Origin of the sequence: Flavobacterium sp., from assembly GCF_044339515.1 — a bacterium.
In the GTDB taxonomy this organism is placed as follows: domain Bacteria; phylum Bacteroidota; class Bacteroidia; order Flavobacteriales; family Flavobacteriaceae; genus Flavobacterium.
Genome location: NZ_JBIIVK010000004.1, coordinates 1 through 20,209 on the forward strand (window position 1 = coordinate 1; position 20,209 = coordinate 20,209).

Consider the following 20,209-nt stretch of genomic DNA (forward strand, 5'->3'; position numbering starts at 1 on the left):
ATGTGGTGGATTATCCGCTGTTCTTTACACCAAACGGAGATGGATATAATGACACATGGAATATTTTTACGTTAAGAGAGACCAATCCTAACGCAAAAATTTATATATTTGACCGCTATGGAAAATTAATCAAACAAATTATTCCGGCGGGTCAAGGATGGGATGGAACATTCAACGGTCAAAACCTCCCGTCGACCGATTACTGGTTTACGGTAGAGTATTTAGAAAACGATCAAACCAAAACATTTAAAGCACATTTTTCATTAAAAAGATAGAAACCCCATGAATCTGAATCTTAATTTTAAAAAATCTTATTTACTACTAGTGTTATTTGTTTCGCAGTTTACTTATTCGCAAGAAGGTATTGCTGTATATTCGGATTATTTAACTGATAATTATTATCTAATCCATCCCTCTATGGCCGGTGCAGCTAATTGTGGGAAATTAAGAGTAACCAGTAGAGCACAATGGTTTGGACAAGAAGATGCACCAAGTTTGAGTACGGCGAGTTTTAATGCAGGTGTGGGGGAACGTTCCGGAATTGGGGCTATTTTGTTTTCCGATCGAAACGGATATCACTCGCAAAGAGGTATAAAATTAACGTATGCTCACCACATTATGTTTTCACGAAGTGAAATTGATTTAAATCAATTGTCATTTGGTATTAGTGGAGCATTGGTTCAGAGTCAATTGGATGAAACTACTTTTCTAGATAACCAGCCGTTTGATCCAATTATTGGAGGAATTTACCAGAAAGATTCTTATTTTAATTTAGATTTAGGTGCATCTTATAATTACTTAGAGTTTTATGCTCATTTTACCGTAAAAAATGCCATTGCAAACGTAAGACGTGAAATTTACACCGAGTTTGAATCAGATAATTTAAGAAAATTTTTGTTTAGTGCAGGTTATGTTTTTGGAGATAGCGATCGTTTACAATGGGAACCATCTATTTTGTTTCAATTAGTGGAAGAAACTAAGGAGAAATCAATCGATTTGAACTTAAAAGTTTATAAAAACATGGACTTTGGTAAGTTATGGGGTGGTTTATCATATAGAAGAAGTTTTGATGGTGCCCAATTTGTTGACGGAAATAGTGTAAGTGATCAGCGTTTACAATATTTTACACCTATTTTAGGGGTGAACTTTAAACAATTTATGTTAGCATATACTTATTCCTATTTATCAGGAAACGTTCGATTTGACAATGCCGGTTTTCACCAAATCACATTGGGGATGAACTTATTCTGCAAGCGAGAGAAATATCAATGTAATTGTCCTGCAATTAACTAATAAATTATATCCCGGCAGTTGTCGGGATTTTTTTTCATCTATGATAATTAAGTCTGTAAACGGGAAATCACCCATCATTCCAAGTGATTGTTATATAGCGGAGAATGCTACCATTGTTGGTGATGTTCAACTTGGGTCTTTGTGTAGTATCTGGTTTAATGCTGTGGTGCGTGGCGATGTTCATTTTATTAAAATAGGTAATAAAGTAAACATTCAAGATGGAGCCATTATTCATTGTACCTATCAAAAGCACCCAACAATTATAGGTAATAATGTATCCATTGGTCATAATGCTATTGTGCATGGGTGCACCGTTCATGATAATGTTTTAATCGGAATGGGAGCCATTGTAATGGATAATTGTGTGATAGAAAGCAATTCGATTATTGCTGCAGGAGCCGTTTTAACGCAAAACACACATGTTGAATCGGGAACAATTTATGCCGGTGTTCCGGCAAAGAAAGTCAAAGATATCAATCAATCGGACTTTGCAGGAGAAATTGATCGAATTTCAAATAATTATGTAATGTATTCAGGATGGTTTAAGGAAGAATAGTTCTAAAAGTCTTTTTCAATAACTGAGTATTTATTTTTCAGAATAGATTTTAATACCGTTGGATTAAAATTGGTATAAAAGATTTGATTGCTATTCTTTTGTTCGTTTAGTAAATCCTTTTCTGATAAAATATTTTTTGTCTGACGAGCAACAGCTTCACCGGAATCGATAATTCTAATATGCTTTGGTAGAATTTTTTTGATTTGAGGAATCAAATAGGGGTAGTGGCTACATCCTAAAACTAAATAATCAATATTTGCTTCAACCATAGGTTCCAAATAGCTTTTGAGTAAAAAAGTCATTTCTTTAGAAGTCATTTTTCCTTCTTCAATTAGCTGAACGAGACCGTAACCCACTTGTTCTACAATTTTTGTATTGGGATAATTCAACACATTTTGGTTAAATAATTCACTGCTTAATGTTCCTTTCGTGGCTAATATACCAATAGTGTGCGTTTCTGAGTTATTTGCGGCAGGTTTTATAGCCGGTTCAATTCCAATAAACGGGACATCATAACTCGCTCTAAGCTCTTTTATGGCATTGGTGGTGGCGGTATTGCAAGCCACTACAATTAGTTTTGCATTTTGATTTAGTAAAAATTCAGTATTTTTTTTGCTTAAAGCAATAATCTCTTCTTTCGATTTTTGTCCATAAGGTGCATTTTTGCTATCGGCCAGATAAATAGTATCTTCATTTGGCAGTAAGGTGTGAATTTCTCTCCAAATGGAAGTTCCGCCAATTCCGGAATCAAATAGACCTATAGGTGCTGAATTTGTCATACTTCAAAAATAAAAAAAAACTGCTCAATTCCCGTTGATTTGGGTGAGCAGTTTTTATATTTTTTTGATAGATTTTTTAGAAACCTAAATCTTTCTTAACATCTAAAGTTAAATCGGTTCCGTCTGCAAAGATGGCAGAGTTCACATCGATTACATAATTGAAACCTTTTGCTTTTCCAACTTTTGCAATTGAAGCTTTGATTTTTTCCATTAATGGTTTTGCCAAATCAGATTCTTTTTGTTGCAACTCTTTTTGAGCAGTTTCTCTGTAGTCTCTAATTCTTTTTTCCATATCCTGAACTTCTTTCGCTCTTTCTTCATTTACTTTTTCAGTAACAGTTGCCGCTTCTTCATCATATTTTTTTAATTTCGCATAATATTCATCGGCCATTGTTTTGAACTCGGAGTCATATTGTTTGCTAAGTGTTTCTAATTGTTTTTGAGCTTCAATCATAGCAGGCATTTTCGTAATTAACTCATTTGTATCGACATGTGCTATTTTTGTTTGTGCTGAGGCGATTTGGCTTGCACTAAAGAATAAAATAGTCGCAATAAATAAAGTTTTCAATTGTTTCATCATTTCTAGTTATTATTAATTATTGTTTTCGTTTTGCTTTTCTTTGTTTTCGTTTTGTTTTTCTTCTCTTGCTTTTTTAGCAGCCTCTCGATCGGCTAATATTTTTTGTTTACGTTCTTCAATTTGTTTTTTTCGTTCCTCTAATTTTTGTTGTCTTTCCTGTTCTGCTTTCTGTTTTAATTCAGCGGCAGTAGGTTTTGGCTCACCTGATTCAGTATTTTCGTCTGATTTTTTATCAGTGGAAGCCTCACCATCTGTTGTTTTATCGTCTTCTTTTACATCTTTATCAGAAACTGTGCCATTCTTTTTTGCTTCTCGTTCTTCTTTCAATTTAGCACGTTTGTCATCAAAATCTTTTTTCTTTTGTGCAGCAATAGCTTTTCGAGCTTCAGTGATACTATCGCGTTTAGATTTTCTTTCTTCCAGAATTTTTTTTCGTTCTTCTAAAGCAGGGTTGTTATCGTCTTTGTAATCTTCAATACGTTCCTTTTCTTCTAATTCTTTTAGTTGTTTCTTACTCATTTGCTCCCGTTTTGAAGCTCGTGTTAATGAACGTATTACTTGATCGCTGATATCATGTCTTTTCGCAGCAAAAAGTACGGTTAAATCAGATGATTTATCTAAAATAAAATCAAATTTTTTAGCTTCTGCTAAATCTTGTACCGCTGTAAAAACTTGGTCTTGTATAGGTTTTATTAAGACTGCTTTTTGTACGATTAAATCGCCGTTAGGACCAAATCTTTTTTGTTGGTATTCGATAAGTTCTGTTTCAAGAAATTTGATTTCCTCTTCTTTTTCTTCAATTAATTCCTTAGTTAAAAGCACTCTTTCGTTTGCAAGGCTTTCTTTAAAGGCATTAATTTCATTTTGTTTGGTTTCAATTTCTTGTTTCCACTTTTGAGCTTTTAATTCTAATTGATTTTTTGCTTCCGTGTAATCCGGAACATTTTGAAGGATATATTCCATATCAATATAACCAATTCTTACACCTCTGGTTTGAGCTTCAACAGCCATTCCGAATAGTAATAAGAGCAATAAAAAAACTAATTTCTTCATATTCTTTAAAATTATCATGTAAATATAACAGAAATTAACAATTAAAATTGTTGTCCGATAATAAAATGTGTCTCCCAGCCATTTTTTTGTGTTTGTCCGGGTACTGCATCAAAGCCGTGTCCGAAGTCAATTCCCAATAAACCGAAGGCTGGCATAAACACTCTCAGACCCATACCGGCAGACCGTTGCAATTTGAATGGATTATATTCTTGAAAACTATTAAATGAAGATCCTGCTTCCAAAAAGCCCAAAACATAAATAGAAGCGGCCGACTTTAACGTAATTGGATAACGAAGCTCCATGGTAAATTTATTGTAAATTGTTCCACCATCGCCCTGACTTCCGTCTTTATTTAAAGGTACTAGAGATTGATTAGGATATCCACGTAACTGAATAATTTCTCTTCCATCTAAAGCAAAGTTAGCTAAACCATCTCCGCCCAAAAAGAATCGTTCGAAAGGCACTAAACCTCTGTCGTTATTATACGCACCCATAAAACCAAATTCGCCTAACGTTTTAAATACCAGTGCGTTTTGGTTTGTTCCTGCAATTTTAGTGTACCAATCAACTTTTAGTTTAATTTTATAAAATTCTAGCCATTTAAATCTTTCTTGATCTACTTTTCCTTGATCTACCGCTGCATCTTGAAAATTATCTTCGGCAACCGGTTGCCCATTTGAATCAACCAAAGTACCTATCGGAATTGAATTTCCCTCAGAATCATTTGTTATTTGCGTTGTTCTCAGTTTGTAGTCTTTTTGATTTTTTAAGTCCTCATAGTCTACTCCATTAAACAATGAATAAGGTGGAGTGAATTTTGCTGTAATTGAAAATTCTGAACCGTAGACCGGATAAATTGGATTGATTCCTTTGTTGTTTCTTGTTAAACCGATCGTGTAAGCTAAATTTCTTGCAGATCCATCTCCAAATCTAAATAAACCTGTATTATAATTGTTCAAATCGTAGTACTGAAAACTAAGTGATTGAGACAATACAAAAAAGTCATCCGGTACAGTTAACCTTTTTGCAATTCCAACTGAAAGCGAAGTAATGTTAAAACTTCTGCTTCTGTCGACATCTCTGGTTTGAAAGTTATTTAAAAATTGTTTACTGTGTGATAATGAAGTAGAAAATTGAATTGGTTTTTTTCCACCTAACCACGGCTCAGAAAACGTTAAGCTATAAGTTTGAAAGAATGAACTTCCTTGTAAACGCAACGACATACGCTGTCCGTCACCCATAGGGAGTGGTTTATAGGCATCTTTCTTAAAAATATTTCTAGCCGAAAAATTATTAAATGAAAGCCCCAGTGTTCCAATAAATCCGCCACCTCCATAACCTCCTTGCAATTCAATTTGACTTGAACCTTTTTCAACTAGATTATATTCTATATCAACAGTTCCCGCAGCCGGATCAACATTTTTAAATTTAGGATCGATTGCTTCAGGGTCAAAAAATCCTAACTGACCAATTTCACGAATAGTTCGCACTAAATCTTCTTTGCTGTATTTTTGTCCAGGTTTTGTTCGAAGTTCACGATAAATTACATGATCATTTGTTTTGTCGTTTCCAACCACAGTAATCTTATTAAAGTAGGCTAATGGCCCTTCTAAAATTCTTACTTCAAAATCAATTGTGTCGTTGGCTGTTCGAACCTCTACCGGATTAATAGTTGAAAATAAGTAACCATTATTTTGATATAAATTCGTAATGTCATTGGCGTCCGGATTTTTCTTGTTGGCAATTCGCTCTTGCAATAAAACGCCATTGTAAGTTTCTCCTTTTTTAATTCCTAAAACGCGACTTAATCCTTCATCGGTATATATTGTATTTCCTAAGAATTTTATATCACCGAAATAATATTTTTTTCCTTCTTCTACTTTAATTTTTATATCAACCGTATTTTTTTTGTTATTAAAAGTAACACTGTCATAAATAATTCGAGCATCGCGATAACCCTTTTCTTTGTATTTATCCACAAGACTCACAAGGTCTTCTTTATATTTGTCTTTAATAAATTTAGAGCCTTTCCAAAATCTTCCCGGGAATTTAACTTTGGTGTTGGACATGGCCCCTTTTAATTTGCCGTCCTTAATTTGTTCATTACCTTCGATGTCAATACTGGAAACTTTGATTTTCTTGCCTTTATCCACATTAATAACCATTTTAACTTCATTTCCGCTGGTTGTATCAGGAATGGTGTTAATGGCTACTTTAGTATTATAAAAACCGTCTTTTTTGTATTTGTTTTCTATGGTAGTTTTTGTTGTGGTGATTAAATTCTCATTCACAACTTTACCTTTTGTTAAGTTGACCTCTTTTAATAGCGTTTCTGCTTTACTTTTTTTGAGTCCTTGAATTTTAGCTTCATTTAATTTTGGGAGTTCAACCATGTTTAATTCTAAAAAAATAGTGTCTCCTTTGATGCGATTAACATACATATCAATATCACTAAACAAACCTAGCTTACCTAATTTTTTTATTGCTGTACTAATTTCTTCTCCGGGAACAACAATTTTTTGACCTTTTTCCAATCCGGAGAAAGTAACAACTGTTTGTTGATTAAAGGTTATTTTTCCGGTAACTTCAACACCGCCTAAGATGTATTGGGAACCTCTTTCATAAGGTGTAGTTTCTTGTGCTCTTAATTGAAAAATACTTCCCAAAAAAAGTATTGCAAAAATTGACGTAATGTTTCTCAACACGCTTTGTTTATTTAATTTGTTCACTTGTTTTTCCAAACCTACGTTCTCTTTTTTGATAACTAATGATAGCTTCATATAAATGTTGTTCTCTAAAATCCGGCCACAACACATCGGTAAAAAACAATTCTGCATAGGCAATTTGCCATAACAAAAAATTACTGATTCGGTGCTCTCCACTGGTTCTGATTAATAAATCAACATCGGGTAGATTGTGTGTGTAAAGATGTTGATTTATAATTGTTTCATCAATAGATTCTGGCGAAATTATATTATTTTTAACTTTATCACTTATCGTTTTTATGGCGGAAACCAACTCTTCTCTGGATCCGTAACTCAAAGCGAGTGTTAAAGTCATTCGTTTATTTTCCTTTGTTTTGTTAATTACTTCTAAAAGTTCTTTGTGTGCAGTTGTAGGTAAAAGTGATAAATTGCCGATAGAATTTAGTCTAATTTCATTTTTTTGGAGTGTTTTCAACTCTTTTTTCAATGATTTTATTAATAAATTCATCAAAGTATCTACTTCTAATTTAGGACGGTTCCAGTTTTCTGTAGAAAAAGCATATAGAGTTAGGTTTTCAATGCCAAGTTTAGCACAACTTTCAACGGTTTCTCTGACTGATTTAGTGCCTTTTTCATGGCCAAAAGCCCTGAGCATTCCTTGTTGTTTTGCCCAACGACCATTGCCATCCATGATAATGGCTAGATGTTTGGGTAAGTTGTCTTTATTTATTTGTTCTTCTAAAATCATTTTTATTCCGGACAAAAACAAGGGTTTTCTCCAAATGTATACGTTAACGTAAATCCGGTAAACATATACCAATCTTTACTGTTTATATTTCCAAATTGCAAAGGAGAAAGGTTTTCATTTTTTGGATTACTTCCGTCTAAATTGTCGGTAAAAGTAAAACGTGCTCCAACTTCTAATCCTACTACAAAACTTTTGGCCAATTTTGCCTTAAAACCAACAATCATAGGTATGGCTAATGCTCCTTCTTGATAATCTTCACTGGCCTCGTTTTCCACGTAATATAATTCTTTATATGCAAAATAACTCAAACCACTATAAACATAAGGCGTGTATTGAGGCTTCATACTATGTAAATCAAACTCAAAAAAATTAAATTCCATCCCGGCCGAAGCTTCATGAAGGGTGTTTTTAAAATTGAATCCTCTCAAATTTCTGTCAGCCACATCAGCATCTAAATCATTAGATGAAATTTTTCCATATGTATATGAAAAACGATAGGTATGCCTCGTACTTCTATTCCATTTATAAATAATTCCAATAGCAAGGTCATTTGGTGCAATGTAAGTGGTTGGTCCAACGTCACCAATATAATTAGCTCCTCCGGCAAAAATACCTATTTCGTTAATTTGGGCATTTAATCCGGCATAAAAGAGTGTAAAAAACAATGCAATCTTTATTCTATTCATCGATTTTGAAATAGCGTGCAAATATAACAATTATGACTAGTTTACAGCTAAATAATTGCTATTTATCACAAATTAATTTCAAAAAAAACGGAAATAAAAGGGTGGTAGTATAGTTGAAGGGTTTTATTTTTTTTAATCATGGGTTAATTTCGTTTGTCAACACCCCATAATAATTTGTTTCGAAGTGTTTTTAAAAACGTTTCGTCGTGAATTTCAACCATATTAATTTTAAATTGTGTTTTTTTAATGGTTAAAACGGTTTCGTTGTCCATGGTAGCTATTCTGCTATCCAAGGAAACTAAAAACTGAGGCTCTCTTCCGGATACTTTTAACTTGATTTCTGTCTTATCCGGAATAACTAGCGGTCTGGCATTGAGATTGTGTGGAGCTATCGGTGTAATAACCAGACTTTTTACATCGGGAGTTAAAACCGGACCTCCGCAACTTAGTGAATAACCGGTAGAACCTGTTGGCGTAGAAATGATTAAACCATCTGCCCAATAGGAAGTCAAATACTCACCATTTAAGTACGTTTCAACTGTAATCATAGAGGTGGTGTCTTTTCGACTCACTGAAATTTCGTTCAAGGCAAAATTGATATCTCTGATTTCTGTATTTTTCGGACTGCTCTCTAAACTTAATAAAGTTCGTTTGGAAACAGTGTAATTTTTATTCAAAATGGATTGTAAAAACAACTCAATGTTTTCTTTTTGCACTTTAGCTAAAAAACCTAGTCTACCGGCATTAACCCCTAAAATAGGGATTCCGGTATTTCGAACATAGGTAATGGCCCGCAAAATAGTTCCATCACCTCCAATACTTATTAAAAGGTCAAAACTACTGTCTAAATCTTTATAGGTTGAAAATGTTTTGTATTCTTTTTTAAGAATTTCTTCCGCATACAAAATTTTCAAAAAGGCTTCTTCGATTACCAATTCAACATGGTTGTGGTTCAAATACACAAAAATGTCCTTGATAATAGGTCGCGTATCGTTTTGATAATATTGTCCGAAAATGGCAATTTTCATGCTTAGATATTTAAGTATTTATCTAAATAATCTGAACGTTCTTTCAAATTGTTCAAATAATTGTCCTCTTGATGTTCCGAAACGATTTCATAATTGTATCGGCGGAAAGTCTGGATTATTTCGTTCATTCCGCCAAGCGAAAGTTTGATTGTGATTTCTACAAAATCAGCATTTGCCTCAGAAATAAAAACCCCTAAAATCTTACCGTTATTTGTTTCTATAATTTGTGCAACTTGGCTCATCGAAAAATCAACGGTTGGTTTTTTAACGATAATAATTCCGCCTTGTTCTTTTAAAAAAGGGGTTTCTGCAAAAAACTGAACAATATCGTTTAGCTCATAATAACCCAAATAATTGTTCTGTTCGTCTAAAACCGGAATTAAATTGGTATGATTTTGTGCAAAAACCTCCAAAACATCGAGCCAAATCATATTGTTTCTAGCAAAAAAACCCTCCAAAGTGTAACGATAGTCTATTGCCGATTTGTGATTGTCAAAAGTGATAACATCATCGGCTGCAATGCTTCCAATGTAAATTCCTTCCTGCACAACCGGAAAATGAGAAAACGTTAAATCGGTAAAAAAATCTTGAATGTTTTCAATTGTTTCTTTACAGTCAAACGGTTTAAAATCGTTGTTGATATAGTTCGTTATTTCTAACATAGCCTTTTAATTTCGTTGCAAAATAATCAAAAAATACTACAATAGAGCATGTTTTAGTTTGTATTTTTGCAATCATTTTTTAATTCAATCGTTTCTAAATACATGACAAAGTTAAGCGTAAATATCAACAAAATTGCAACCCTTCGAAATTCCAGAGGCGGAAGTATGCCCAATGTGGTGCAAGTGGCCAAAGATGTGCAGCGTTTTGGGGCTCATGGTGTCACCATTCATCCTCGTCCCGACGAACGCCATATTCGTTATCAGGACGCTCGTGATTTGAAACCGATTGTTTACACTGAATTTAATATTGAAGGAAATCCGGTTCAAAAATTCATCGATTTAGTATTGGAAGTGAAGCCAACGCAAGTAACTTTAGTGCCTGATGCGGATGATGCATTAACCTCAAATGCCGGTTGGGATACCATCAAACACAGAGATTTTTTAATTGAAGTGATTCAAGAATTCAAACGAAATAATATCCGAACTTCGATTTTTGTTGATCCTATTTTGTCCATGATTGAAGGTGCTAAAATCACCGGGACAGACCGAATTGAGTTATATACCGAAGAGTTTGCTCATCAATATAGTATTGGAAATAAAGACGGAATTCAGCCCTATATTGAAGCAGCCGTTTTATCTAATCAATTAGGAATGGGTGTAAATGCCGGACACGATTTGAGCTTGGATAATATTCAATTTTTCAAAGAAAATATTCCCGATTTATTAGAAGTTTCCATCGGTCACGCTCTAGTTTGTGAGTCGCTTTATTTGGGAATCGAAAATGTGGTGAATATGTATTTACATAAACTTAAATAGATTATCTTCTCAATTTTTAATCAAAATACATTCAAATGCTATATTCTAAAATTGAAGGCGAAGGAAAACCATTGATAATCTTACATGGATTTTTGGGTATGTCTGATAATTGGAAAACCCTCGGAACTCAATTTGCAGAACAAGGTTTTCAGGTTCACATGCTTGATTTGCGAAATCACGGACGAAGTTTTCATTCAGATGAATTTAATTATACAGTAATGTCCGAAGATATTTTGGAGTATTGCAATTTTCATCAATTAGAAAAAATTGATATTATTGGGCATTCAATGGGTGGAAAAGTAGCCATGTTTTTAGCGGTAAATTATCCGGAATTGATTGATAATTTAATTGTTGCGGATATCGGTCCGAAATATTATCGTCCACATCATCAAGACATTTTAGAAGGATTAAATGCAGTTGATTTTTCATTAAAACCTGAAAGAAATGAAGTGGAAGAAACTTTAAAAAACTACATTCCTGACTTTGGAACCCGTCAGTTTTTGATGAAAAGTTTATATTGGAAAGAACCCGGACAATTGGCTTTTCGATTTAATTTGCAGGTTTTTAATAAAGAAATTGAACAAATTGGGATTGCTCTTTCAAAAGAAGCACATTTAGATAAACCAACACTATTTGTAAGAGGCGGAAATTCTAGGTATATTTTAGACGAGGATTTTGACGCAATTAAAAATCAATTTTCTAAAGCTGAATTTGAAACAATTCCGAACACAGGACATTGGTTACATGCTGAAAATCCGAAATTGTTTTTCGAAATGGTCTTGAATTTTTTAAATAAGTAGATTTTTTTTGTAATTTTAGTAAAAATTTAATCATATGGGATTGTTACTCCGAATTCTAGTTACAGCCGCTTTAGTGATGTTAATTGCTTACCTTTTACCGGGTGTAAAAGTGGATAGTTTTGTTCAATCCATTTATGTGGCCATCATTTTAGGGTTACTTAATCTGTTTATTAAGCCATTGATAATTTTGTTTACGTTGCCGGTAACCATTTTAACTTTGGGACTTTTTCTCTTAGTAATCAACGCCTTTATTGTTTTACTCTGTAGTAATATTGTTGGCGGTTTTCATGTCGAATCATTTTGGACGGCATTGTTTTTTAGTATCATCTTATCGATTTTTCAGTCTGTTGTTTATAAATTAACGGCAGCAGAGGATAAATAACTGTCCTGAATTGTTAAAATTCAAGTCATTACTGTTGGTTGGGTGGCGAAAAAGTTGTACTTTTGCCACCCAATTTTAGTATATAAATAGAAATGAATATCACAAGAACAAATGTGGACGCTTTGAATGCGGTGGTTACCGTGGCGGTTTCCAAAAATGATTATGCTTCTAAAGTAGAAAAAGTATTGGCCGATTATCGTAAAAATGCTTCCATTCCGGGATTTAGAAAAGGAGCTGTGCCAATGAGTTTAATTCAGAAACAATATGGAAAAGCCGTGCTGTTGGAAGAAGTAAACAAAGTTTTACAAGAAAATTTAAACAACTATTTAGTTGAAGAAAAATTAGATATTTTAGGAAATCCGCTTCCAAAAGTAACCGAAGATTTCGATTGGAATAAAGAAGATTTTACATTTGATTTCGAGTTAGGATTGGCTCCTGAATTCTCAGTAGATTTATCTGCTAAAAACAATATTACATCTTTCAAAATCATTGCGGATGATAAAATGTTGAATGATCAAGTGGAGAGAATCAAAAAACAATACGGAAAATTAATTTCGAAAGATACTGTAGAAGAAGGTGACGATTTAAATGTTACGTTCACAAACGAAGCAAACGGAATCAATAGTACAACTTCTATTTCTTTGGATGTTTTTAAAAACAAAAAAACAGCCAAAAAATTCATTGGGAAAAAAGTAGGAGATGTGGTTGAAATCTCAACAAAAGGTTTATTTGATGATGATCATAAATTAATGGATTATTTAAAAGTAGATCACGATTTAGTGCATGGTTTGGATATTGAAGTTTCAGCTAAAATTGAAGGAATTACAACCAGTGAAAAAGCAGAATTAAATCAAGAATTGTTTGATAAATTATTTGGTGAAGGAAATGTAACTTCTGTTGATGGTGTTAAAGTCAAAATCAAAGAAGATGCTGAAAAACAATTTGCTCAACAAGCAGATCAGAAATTCCTAAACGATGTAACTGAATTTTTATTAGAAAGCACCAAATTTGATTTACCATCAGAATTTTTAATCAAATGGTTGCAAAATGCCGGTGAAAAACCTTTGACCGAAGAAGAAGCAAGAGAAGAATTCGCCAAATCAGAAAGAGGTCTTCGTTATCAATTGATAGAAGGTAAGATAATGACAGAGAATAACTTACAAATTACTTTTGAAGATTTGAAAGCATTTACATCTGAATTAATCAAAAAACAAATGGCTCAATTTGGTCAAATGAATCCAACGCAGGAAGACATTGACGGTATCGTAGCCCGCGTACTTTCTAACCAAGACGAAGTAAAAAGATTGTCTGAACAAGTGATGAGTGAAAAGATGTTAGGTCTTTTTAAAGAGAAAGTTAAAGCAAAGTCAAAAGAAGTTTCTTACGAACAGTTCGTTAAAGAAATGTACGGAGAATAAGAATTTTCAAAAAAAGTAGTATATTTGGGCGTCGAATGTCAATTTGACGCTCTTTTACGTTTAAAAGAGCAAATAAAAATAGCCTATTTTAAAAATGAACTTCGGAAAAGAATTTAAAAAATTTGCTACCAAACACCATGGTGTGAATAGCATGTATTACGATAAAATTGTAAGTGGAATGACTCCTTACATTATTGAAGAACGTCAATTAAATGTTTCACAGTTAGACGTTTTTTCTCGATTAATGATGGACAGAATTATCTTTTTGGGAACAGGAGTAGATGATTATGTAGCCAATATTATTCAAGCTCAATTGTTGTTTTTGGAGAGTGTTGATGCTTCAAAAGACATTCAAATTTACATCAATTCACCAGGCGGAAGTGTATATGCTGGATTAGGAATTTACGATACGATGCAGTATGTAAAACCTGATGTAGCAACGATTTGTACAGGTATGGCCGCTTCTATGGGAGCTGTCTTATTGTGTGCCGGTGCTGAAGGAAAGCGTTCAGCGTTACCACATTCAAGAGTAATGATTCACCAACCTTCAGGAGGAGCACAAGGTGTTGCTACTGATATGGAAATCAACTTAAAAGAAATGTTAAAGCTAAAAGACGAGCTCTATCAAATTATTGCTAATCATTCCGGACAATCGTTTGAAAAAGTGTATAAAGATTCAGAACGTGATTATTGGATGATTGCCGATGAAGCCAAAGAATACGGAATGATTGATGAAGTTTTAAGAAGAAAATAGTTGTAGGAAATGGTTTTTTACCAATTACCTTTAACCTATAACCCATTACCATAAATTATGGCAAAAGAAATGTTGGAATGTTCTTTCTGCGGAAGGAAGAAACCCGAAACAAATTTGTTAATCGCCGGTATTGATGCTCACATTTGTGACAAATGCATTGATCAGGCACACGGTATTGTTTTAGAAGAACTAAAGCAAAGCAAGCATTCGCATGGTTTGGGCGATTTGGTGCTCAAAAAGCCAAAAGAAATTCGTTCTTTTTTAGATCAATATGTAATTGGACAAGATCAAACTAAAAAAGTAATGTCTGTTGCCGTTTACAACCACTACAAGCGATTGATGCAAAAAAATCATGATGACGAAGTTGAAATTGAAAAAAGCAACATCATCATGGTAGGTCAAACCGGAACAGGAAAAACATTGGTAGCCAAAACTATTGCCAAAATGTTGAATGTACCGCTGACTATTGTAGATGCAACAGTTTTAACTGAAGCTGGTTATGTAGGGGAAGATGTGGAAAGCATTTTAACTCGCTTATTACAAGTAGCTGATTATGATGTGGCAAAAGCAGAGAGAGGTATTGTTTTTATTGACGAAATTGATAAAATTGCACGCAAAAGTGATAATCCCTCCATTACGAGAGATGTTTCCGGTGAAGGAGTTCAGCAAGCTTTATTGAAATTGTTAGAAGGAACCGTTGTAAATGTTCCGCCAAAAGGAGGAAGAAAACATCCTGACCAAAAATTTATCGAAGTAAACACACAAAATATTCTTTTTATTGCCGGAGGTGCTTTTGACGGAATCGAACGAATCATTTCAAAACGATTAAATCGTCAAGCGGTAGGGTATAGTGCTTCTGCCAATACAGACCAAATTGATAAGGATAATTTGATGCAATACATTATTCCAAAAGATATTAAAGATTTTGGTTTGATACCTGAAATTATTGGTCGTCTTCCCGTGTTGTCTTATATGAATCCTTTGGACCGAGAAACCCTTCGTTCTATTTTAACAGAGCCAAAAAATGCACTTATCAAGCAATATAAAAAATTGTTTGAAATGGATAATGTAGAATTTTCGATTTCAGAGGAAGCTTTAGATTATATTGTAGATAAAGCCTTAGAATACAAATTAGGAGCTCGTGGATTACGTTCGCTTTGCGAAGCTATTTTAACGGATGCTATGTATGATTTACCAAGCTCAGATGAAAAAACATTGCATATCGAAAAAAGTTATGCCGAACATACGTTGAACAAAAACATGTTACAACGACTAAAAGCAGTTTCTTAGAATTACTTACAATACTAAATTAAACTAATCCTGAGGTTTTTGCTTCAGGATTTTTTTGTGGAATTAAATTAAGTTTTTCTTTTTGAGTAGGAGCTTCGCATCGTCTACCTGGTCCGCAACCAAGCCTTCTTGGTCCGCAAGAAAATAAAGTAATTAAAAGAAAAAGTAAAAGTAATTTTTTCATATTAAATCTGTTCCGCAAACTGCATTCGTAATAATTGCTCCAAATAAGTTCGCTCGTTGGAAAGCCTAGGAATCTTGTGTTGTCCACCTAATTTATCACGTTCTTTCAACCAATCATAAAACAAATTTGGTCTGGCAACATTAATGATTAACGGATTTAATGTCATATTATTACGTCTTTTCGCTTCATAATCCGAATTGAGCGTTTGTAATATATCGTCTAATATCTTTCTGAAATAGTTGATGTTTTCGGGTGATTTTTTAAACTCAATCATCCATTCATGAGCTCCTTTTTCCTTGCCATCCATAAAAACAGGAGCAACAGTATAATCAACTACTTCTGATTCAGTTTCATGGCAAGCTTTAGCAATGGCTTGGTCGGTGTTTTCCACAATCAACTCCTCACCGAAAACATTGATAAAATGCTTGGTTCTTCCGGTTACTCTAATGCGATACGGATTTAAAGAAGTAAAACGGACCGTATCACCAATCATATACCGCCATAAACCGGAGTTGGTGGTAATTACAACCGCATAATTTTTAAACAATTCTACTTCGGCCAACCGAATAATTTTTTGCTCTGGTGTTCCAAAGGCATCCATCGGAATAAATTCATAGAAAATTCCATAGTCCAGCATTAGTAATAAGTCGTTGGAATTATTCAAATCCTGAATGGCAAAGAAACCTTCGGAAGCATTATAAATTTCGTAATAATTAAAATCACTGCTCGGAAATAATTTTTGATACTGTTCACGATACGGATCAAAACTCACGCCGCCATGAAAGTAAACTTCGGCATGTGGCCAAATTTCTAATAAATTAGTTTTGCCGGTTTCTTCTAATACTTTATTAAGCAAAACCAACATCCAAGAAGGCACTCCGGCCAAACTGGTAACATCCTCATAAATGGTTTCTTGAACAATAGCCATTAATTTAATTTCCCAATCGCCCATGAGCGAAACCCGGTTGCTGGGTGTAGAACTAAATTCAGCCCAAATCGGCATATTGTCAATCAAAATAGCAGATAAATCTCCAAAAAATGTATTATTATCTTCATATAGTTCTTTGCTTCCGCCCAAGCGAAGACTTTTGCCTACAAACAATTGCGAATCCTCGTTATTGTTTAAATACAAACTCAATAAATCTTTACTGGCTTTGTAATGACAGTTTTCCAAAGCTTCATTACTCACCGGAATAAACTTGCTTTTGGCATTGGTCGTTCCGCTTGATTTGGCAAACCATTTGATAGAAGTTGGCCAAAAAATATTTTGCATTCCTTTTCGCGTCTGTTCTATCATGGGTTCTAAATCTTCATAGGCAGAAACCGGAACCCGTTCGGAAAAAGTATGGTAATTTTTGATAGTATTAAAGTCATATTGCCTGCCAACAACCGTGTTTTCAGATATTTTGAGTAGTGAAAGAAGTAATTCTTCTTGCACTTCATTGGGATATTTCATAAACAATTCAATTTGATGAATCCTTTTTTTTAAGATCCAAGTAGCAATCGAATTGATAATGGGTAGTGGCATTTTTCTCTATTTTAATAATATTGCTGTTTGATTTGAAAATTAAAAATACAAACCTAACTTTACAGCTTCACCAAAAATAATGATTTTTGGTAAACGATGAACTTTAATTGACAAACTTTCTCTTTTATGACATACGAAGGCGTTCTAACCAAAATGCAAACGGAACTTGGTAATCCCATTCACTATTATTTGGTATTTGAAAATAGCTTTTTAAACCTTAATCAATTGTTAGATAAAGAGCTTGAAATTTCATTTCAAGGTTATCAATGTTTGAATTGTGGAAAGAAGAAGAAAATATTTCGTCAAGGTTTTTGTTATGATTGTTTTATGTCAAGTGCTTCTGCCGGTGATTGGATTATGAAACCTGAACTCAGCACGGCACATTTAGACATTGAAGACCGTGATTTGGAGTATGAAAAAAAAGTGCAGTTGCAACCGCATATTGTTTATTTGGCCTTATCAAGTGAAGTAAAAGTCGGAGTTACTCGTAAAACACAAGTCCCCACGAGATGGATTGATCAAGGAGCGGTGCAAGCGATACCTATTATTGAAGTTCCTAATCGTTATTTGGCAGGAATTGCCGAAGTAGCTCTTAAAAGTCAATATGCCGATAAAACCAATTGGCAAAAAATGCTTAAAAATGAAGTTCCCTCTGTTAATTTAGTTCAGGAACGTTTAAAAGCAGGAACCTTTTTACCCAACGAAGTACGAGAATATTACAGTAATCAGCATCCAAATTTGATTGAACTACATTATCCTGTGCTCGTATACCCAAAAAAAGTAACCAGTTTAAATTTAGATAAATCACCAATTTACCAAGGGAAATTATCGGGTGTTAAAGGACAGTATTTAATTTTTCAAGATGGTACTGTTTTTAATATTCGAACATTCGAAGGTTATGTAGTAAAGATTCAACTGTAAGTTATCAACTATTTCGATTTCGAAAACGTATTCTAAATTAAGATATAAAATACTCAATAAACACTGACATTCGTCATGTTTTTTTCCCTTTTTCGGGCAGAAATTTGTCTCATAATTCAAAACCTCACAATTATGAAACGATTATTCAACTTCGAAAAAGGAATTTTGCTATTGTTTTTTATAGCTTCTTCTACCTTTGGTTTCGCTCAAAAGACTTTAACACTTGATGCAAAACCACAATTAAAAATTTCCGGAACATCAAGTTTACACGATTGGGACATGGTTTCTGAAACAGCTACCGGAAAACTTGTAGGAACAGTAGATGGGAATAAATTAACAGCCATTACTTCTCTTGTAGTAGAAATGCCGGCCGAAAGTATCAAAAGCGGAAAAGGCGGTATGGACAAAAATGCTTACAAAGCATTAAAAACGAATCAATACAAAACAGTAAAATTTGATTTAAAAGCAGCTGCAAAAAACACAGATGGCACTTGGAATTTTACCGGGACATTTTCCATTTCGGGTGTAACAAAATCGGTGACATTAAAAATCAAAGAAACAATAATAGGAGGTCAATCTGTTTTTGAAGGAAGTTATTCTTTTAAATTGACCGACTACAAAATTACACCACCAACCGCCTTAATGGGGACCGTAAAAACGGGTGATGATGTTAAAATAAGTTTTACACTAAAATTCAAATAATTCTAAAATCAACCTCTAAATTAATTTAAAAATGAGAAATTTATTTACCCTTGCTCTTGTATTGATAAGTACACTTGCAATCGCTCAAAAGCAACAATATCAATTAAACAACTGGAGACCTTATGATAAGACCGGACTATCTATGTTTGAGGCTCCAAAAGACACAGCATCTACCTTTGAAAATGTGAAAGTACGAATAGGTGGTGCATTTGCTCTCCAGTATCAAGCATTAGACCATGAAAACAATGCTGATCCGGTTTTAAACACAAACAGTGTTAATACCAATCAGTTAGCTAATTTAGGAAATAACTTTAACTTAGCAACAGCCAATTTAGACATTGATGTGGCTTTGTATGATGGTATTAATCTTCACTTGAGAACATATCTTTCTTCTCGCCACCACCCGGAACCTTATGTAAAAGGAGGCTATATCCAAATTGATAAGTTAGACTTTATCAGCAAAGGATTTATGGCAGAAACAATGAAGAATCTTACCATCAAAATTGGTCACATGGAAAACAATTATGGTGATGCTCATTTTAGAAGATCGGATAATGCTTTGGCCATTTACAATCCATTTGTAGGTAATTATATCATGGATGCTTTTACAACTGAAGTTGGAGCAGAAGTTTACTATCAAAGAAATGGCTGGTTGGCAATGCTTGGAGCAACAAATGGAAAATTAAATCAAACGACTAATGCACCAGGCGTAACAAGTCCTTCAGTGATGGCAAAAATAGGCTATGATAAACAGTTGAATAATGATTTACGTTTCAGATTAACAGGGTCTTTGTACAACACAGCTCAATCTGCCAGAACCTATCTTTATGGTGGTGACCGTGCCGGTTCTAGATATTACTTTGTAATGGAAAATACATTGGCAACCTCTTCTGCAAATTATTCTTCAGGTTTGATTACTCCTGGTTTTACTAATGAATTAACCGCAATTATGATTAACCCGTTTGTGAAATACAAAGGATTAGAGTTTTTTGGTATGGTTGAAAAAGTAAGCGGAAAAACAAAAGCGGAAGTAGACGAGAGAGATTTTACCCAATTAGGAGCAGAGTTAATCTACCGTTTCGGTAAAAATGAAAACCTTTATGTTGCCGGTCGTTACAATAACGTAACTGGAGAAACTGCTGCTAACGAAGATGTAGACGTGACTCGTTTCAACATTGGTGGAGGTTGGTTCATGACTAAAAATATTTTGATTAAATTTGAATATGTTAATCAAAAGTATGACGGTTTTGCCAAAACAAATATCTTAAACGAAGGTAAGTTTAACGGATTTGTTGCCGAGGCTGTGATTGCATTCTAAAACAAA

The 20,209-nt window shown here is 33.9% G+C and carries 22 protein-coding genes; 12 read left to right on the forward strand and 10 right to left on the reverse strand.

All coding sequences use genetic code 11. The features are described 5' to 3' along the window. The 3 genes from ACIQ0M_RS01635 to ACIQ0M_RS01645 all read left to right on the forward strand — a co-directional run. Positions 1–275 (forward strand): T9SS type B sorting domain-containing protein (locus ACIQ0M_RS01635; protein ID WP_396149056.1); only part of this gene is annotated, 275 nt, incomplete at its 5' end. Between the two features lie 7 nt (positions 276–282). Next, a complete protein-coding gene (locus tag ACIQ0M_RS01640; RefSeq protein WP_396149058.1) occupies positions 283–1,293 on the forward strand; it encodes a type IX secretion system membrane protein PorP/SprF in 1,011 nt (336 codons plus the stop codon). A gap of 40 nt (positions 1,294–1,333) precedes the next feature. After that, positions 1,334–1,849, forward strand: a complete 516-nt coding sequence (locus ACIQ0M_RS01645; protein ID WP_396149060.1) for a gamma carbonic anhydrase family protein — start codon at positions 1,334–1,336, stop codon at positions 1,847–1,849. Between the two features lie 2 nt (positions 1,850–1,851). Here the strand turns inward: ACIQ0M_RS01645 and murI are convergent, their stop codons facing one another. From murI to ACIQ0M_RS01685, 8 genes are all read right to left on the reverse strand, one after another. Further along, complete coding sequence (gene murI / locus ACIQ0M_RS01650; RefSeq protein WP_396149061.1) at positions 1,852–2,628, reverse strand: glutamate racemase; 777 nt, start codon at positions 2,626–2,628, stop codon at positions 1,852–1,854. A gap of 76 nt (positions 2,629–2,704) precedes the next feature. Beyond that, the gene (locus ACIQ0M_RS01655; protein ID WP_396149063.1) at positions 2,705–3,205 is read right to left on the reverse strand and encodes an OmpH family outer membrane protein; all 501 of its coding nucleotides are present in this window, start codon (positions 3,203–3,205) and stop codon (positions 2,705–2,707) included. 15 nt (positions 3,206–3,220) lie between these two features. Beyond that, the gene (locus ACIQ0M_RS01660) at positions 3,221–4,261 is read right to left on the reverse strand and encodes an OmpH family outer membrane protein (RefSeq protein WP_396149065.1); all 1,041 of its coding nucleotides are present in this window, start codon (positions 4,259–4,261) and stop codon (positions 3,221–3,223) included. 41 nt (positions 4,262–4,302) lie between these two features. Next, on the reverse strand, positions 4,303–7,041 hold the full coding sequence (gene bamA, locus ACIQ0M_RS01665; protein ID WP_396149067.1) for an outer membrane protein assembly factor BamA: 2,739 nt from the start codon (positions 7,039–7,041) through the stop codon (positions 4,303–4,305). Continuing rightward, complete coding sequence (locus tag ACIQ0M_RS01670) at positions 6,974–7,714, reverse strand: isoprenyl transferase (protein WP_396149069.1); 741 nt, start codon at positions 7,712–7,714, stop codon at positions 6,974–6,976. Before ACIQ0M_RS01670 ends, bamA begins: the two co-directional genes overlap by 68 nt. 2 nt (positions 7,715–7,716) lie before the next feature. Beyond that, positions 7,717–8,400, reverse strand: coding sequence for a DUF6089 family protein (locus tag ACIQ0M_RS01675; RefSeq protein ID WP_396149071.1), 684 nt, complete (start codon positions 8,398–8,400; stop codon positions 7,717–7,719). A gap of 143 nt (positions 8,401–8,543) precedes the next feature. Beyond that, positions 8,544–9,428, reverse strand: coding sequence for an NAD kinase (locus tag ACIQ0M_RS01680; RefSeq protein ID WP_396149073.1), 885 nt, complete (start codon positions 9,426–9,428; stop codon positions 8,544–8,546). A gap of 2 nt (positions 9,429–9,430) precedes the next feature. After that, positions 9,431–10,090: an acetoin utilization protein acuB gene (locus tag ACIQ0M_RS01685; protein ID WP_396149075.1), complete on the reverse strand. Its 660-nt coding sequence runs from the start codon at positions 10,088–10,090 to the stop codon at positions 9,431–9,433. A 102-nt stretch (positions 10,091–10,192) separates the two neighbouring features. Between ACIQ0M_RS01685 and ACIQ0M_RS01690 the strand changes: the two genes are divergently transcribed. From ACIQ0M_RS01690 to clpX, 6 genes are all read left to right on the forward strand, one after another. After that, the gene (locus tag ACIQ0M_RS01690) at positions 10,193–10,906 is read left to right on the forward strand and encodes a pyridoxine 5'-phosphate synthase (RefSeq protein ID WP_396149077.1); all 714 of its coding nucleotides are present in this window, start codon (positions 10,193–10,195) and stop codon (positions 10,904–10,906) included. A gap of 35 nt (positions 10,907–10,941) precedes the next feature. Next, positions 10,942–11,706 (forward strand): alpha/beta fold hydrolase, encoded by a 765-nt coding sequence (locus tag ACIQ0M_RS01695; protein WP_396149079.1) that lies wholly within the window; start codon positions 10,942–10,944, stop codon positions 11,704–11,706. Between the two features lie 34 nt (positions 11,707–11,740). Continuing rightward, positions 11,741–12,088 carry a phage holin family protein gene (locus ACIQ0M_RS01700; RefSeq protein ID WP_396149081.1) on the forward strand — a complete coding sequence of 116 codons (348 nt, stop codon included), beginning with the start codon at positions 11,741–11,743 and terminating at the stop codon, positions 12,086–12,088. 92 nt (positions 12,089–12,180) lie between these two features. Next, positions 12,181–13,506: a trigger factor gene (gene tig / locus ACIQ0M_RS01705; protein ID WP_396149084.1), complete on the forward strand. Its 1,326-nt coding sequence runs from the start codon at positions 12,181–12,183 to the stop codon at positions 13,504–13,506. Between the two features lie 94 nt (positions 13,507–13,600). Beyond that, a complete protein-coding gene (clpP, locus tag ACIQ0M_RS01710; protein WP_129465182.1) occupies positions 13,601–14,260 on the forward strand; it encodes an ATP-dependent Clp endopeptidase proteolytic subunit ClpP in 660 nt (219 codons plus the stop codon). A 57-nt stretch (positions 14,261–14,317) separates the two neighbouring features. Then, complete coding sequence (gene clpX, locus ACIQ0M_RS01715; RefSeq protein ID WP_396149086.1) at positions 14,318–15,550, forward strand: ATP-dependent Clp protease ATP-binding subunit ClpX; 1,233 nt, start codon at positions 14,318–14,320, stop codon at positions 15,548–15,550. Between the two features lie 19 nt (positions 15,551–15,569). On the opposite strand, the gene ACIQ0M_RS01720 is transcribed toward clpX, so the two are convergent. Then, positions 15,570–15,734, reverse strand: a complete 165-nt coding sequence (locus tag ACIQ0M_RS01720; protein WP_396149089.1) for a hypothetical protein — start codon at positions 15,732–15,734, stop codon at positions 15,570–15,572. A 1-nt stretch (position 15,735) separates the two neighbouring features. Further along, positions 15,736–17,262, reverse strand: a complete 1,527-nt coding sequence (locus ACIQ0M_RS01725; protein ID WP_396149091.1) for a GH3 auxin-responsive promoter family protein — start codon at positions 17,260–17,262, stop codon at positions 15,736–15,738. 126 nt (positions 17,263–17,388) lie between these two features. Between ACIQ0M_RS01725 and ACIQ0M_RS01730 the strand changes: the two genes are divergently transcribed. From ACIQ0M_RS01730 to ACIQ0M_RS01740, 3 genes are all read left to right on the forward strand, one after another. Next, complete coding sequence (locus tag ACIQ0M_RS01730) at positions 17,389–18,183, forward strand: DUF2797 domain-containing protein (RefSeq protein ID WP_396149093.1); 795 nt, start codon at positions 17,389–17,391, stop codon at positions 18,181–18,183. Between the two features lie 132 nt (positions 18,184–18,315). After that, complete coding sequence (locus ACIQ0M_RS01735; protein WP_396149095.1) at positions 18,316–18,885, forward strand: YceI family protein; 570 nt, start codon at positions 18,316–18,318, stop codon at positions 18,883–18,885. A gap of 31 nt (positions 18,886–18,916) precedes the next feature. After that, complete coding sequence (locus ACIQ0M_RS01740; protein ID WP_396149097.1) at positions 18,917–20,203, forward strand: hypothetical protein; 1,287 nt, start codon at positions 18,917–18,919, stop codon at positions 20,201–20,203. The last annotated feature ends 6 nt before the right edge of the window (positions 20,204–20,209 follow it).

Excerpts from the sequence above, each read along its gene's own strand:
- ACIQ0M_RS01730 (WP_396149093.1), top strand. The coding sequence starts at position 17,389 with ATGACATACGAAGGCGTTCTAACCAAAATGCAAACGGAACTTGGTAAT.
- ACIQ0M_RS01670 (WP_396149069.1), bottom strand. The coding sequence starts at position 7,714 with ATGATTTTAGAAGAACAAATAAATAAAGACAACTTACCCAAACATCTA.
- ACIQ0M_RS01655 (WP_396149063.1), bottom strand. The coding sequence starts at position 3,205 with ATGAAACAATTGAAAACTTTATTTATTGCGACTATTTTATTCTTTAGT.
- ACIQ0M_RS01645 (WP_396149060.1), top strand. The coding sequence starts at position 1,334 with ATGATAATTAAGTCTGTAAACGGGAAATCACCCATCATTCCAAGTGAT.
- ACIQ0M_RS01735 (WP_396149095.1), top strand. The coding sequence starts at position 18,316 with ATGAAACGATTATTCAACTTCGAAAAAGGAATTTTGCTATTGTTTTTT.
- ACIQ0M_RS01720 (WP_396149089.1), bottom strand. The coding sequence starts at position 15,734 with ATGAAAAAATTACTTTTACTTTTTCTTTTAATTACTTTATTTTCTTGC.
- clpP (WP_129465182.1), top strand. The coding sequence starts at position 13,601 with ATGAACTTCGGAAAAGAATTTAAAAAATTTGCTACCAAACACCATGGT.
- ACIQ0M_RS01660 (WP_396149065.1), bottom strand. The coding sequence starts at position 4,261 with ATGAAGAAATTAGTTTTTTTATTGCTCTTATTACTATTCGGAATGGCT.
- ACIQ0M_RS01695 (WP_396149079.1), top strand. The coding sequence starts at position 10,942 with ATGCTATATTCTAAAATTGAAGGCGAAGGAAAACCATTGATAATCTTA.
- ACIQ0M_RS01725 (WP_396149091.1), bottom strand. The coding sequence starts at position 17,262 with ATGCCACTACCCATTATCAATTCGATTGCTACTTGGATCTTAAAAAAA.
- ACIQ0M_RS01640 (WP_396149058.1), top strand. The coding sequence starts at position 283 with ATGAATCTGAATCTTAATTTTAAAAAATCTTATTTACTACTAGTGTTA.
- ACIQ0M_RS01700 (WP_396149081.1), top strand. The coding sequence starts at position 11,741 with ATGGGATTGTTACTCCGAATTCTAGTTACAGCCGCTTTAGTGATGTTA.
- ACIQ0M_RS01690 (WP_396149077.1), top strand. The coding sequence starts at position 10,193 with ATGACAAAGTTAAGCGTAAATATCAACAAAATTGCAACCCTTCGAAAT.
- ACIQ0M_RS01675 (WP_396149071.1), bottom strand. The coding sequence starts at position 8,400 with ATGAATAGAATAAAGATTGCATTGTTTTTTACACTCTTTTATGCCGGA.
- tig (WP_396149084.1), top strand. The coding sequence starts at position 12,181 with ATGAATATCACAAGAACAAATGTGGACGCTTTGAATGCGGTGGTTACC.
- bamA (WP_396149067.1), bottom strand. The coding sequence starts at position 7,041 with ATGAAGCTATCATTAGTTATCAAAAAAGAGAACGTAGGTTTGGAAAAA.
- ACIQ0M_RS01740 (WP_396149097.1), top strand. The coding sequence starts at position 18,917 with ATGAGAAATTTATTTACCCTTGCTCTTGTATTGATAAGTACACTTGCA.
- ACIQ0M_RS01685 (WP_396149075.1), bottom strand. The coding sequence starts at position 10,090 with ATGTTAGAAATAACGAACTATATCAACAACGATTTTAAACCGTTTGAC.
- murI (WP_396149061.1), bottom strand. The coding sequence starts at position 2,628 with ATGACAAATTCAGCACCTATAGGTCTATTTGATTCCGGAATTGGCGGA.
- clpX (WP_396149086.1), top strand. The coding sequence starts at position 14,318 with ATGGCAAAAGAAATGTTGGAATGTTCTTTCTGCGGAAGGAAGAAACCC.
- ACIQ0M_RS01680 (WP_396149073.1), bottom strand. The coding sequence starts at position 9,428 with ATGAAAATTGCCATTTTCGGACAATATTATCAAAACGATACGCGACCT.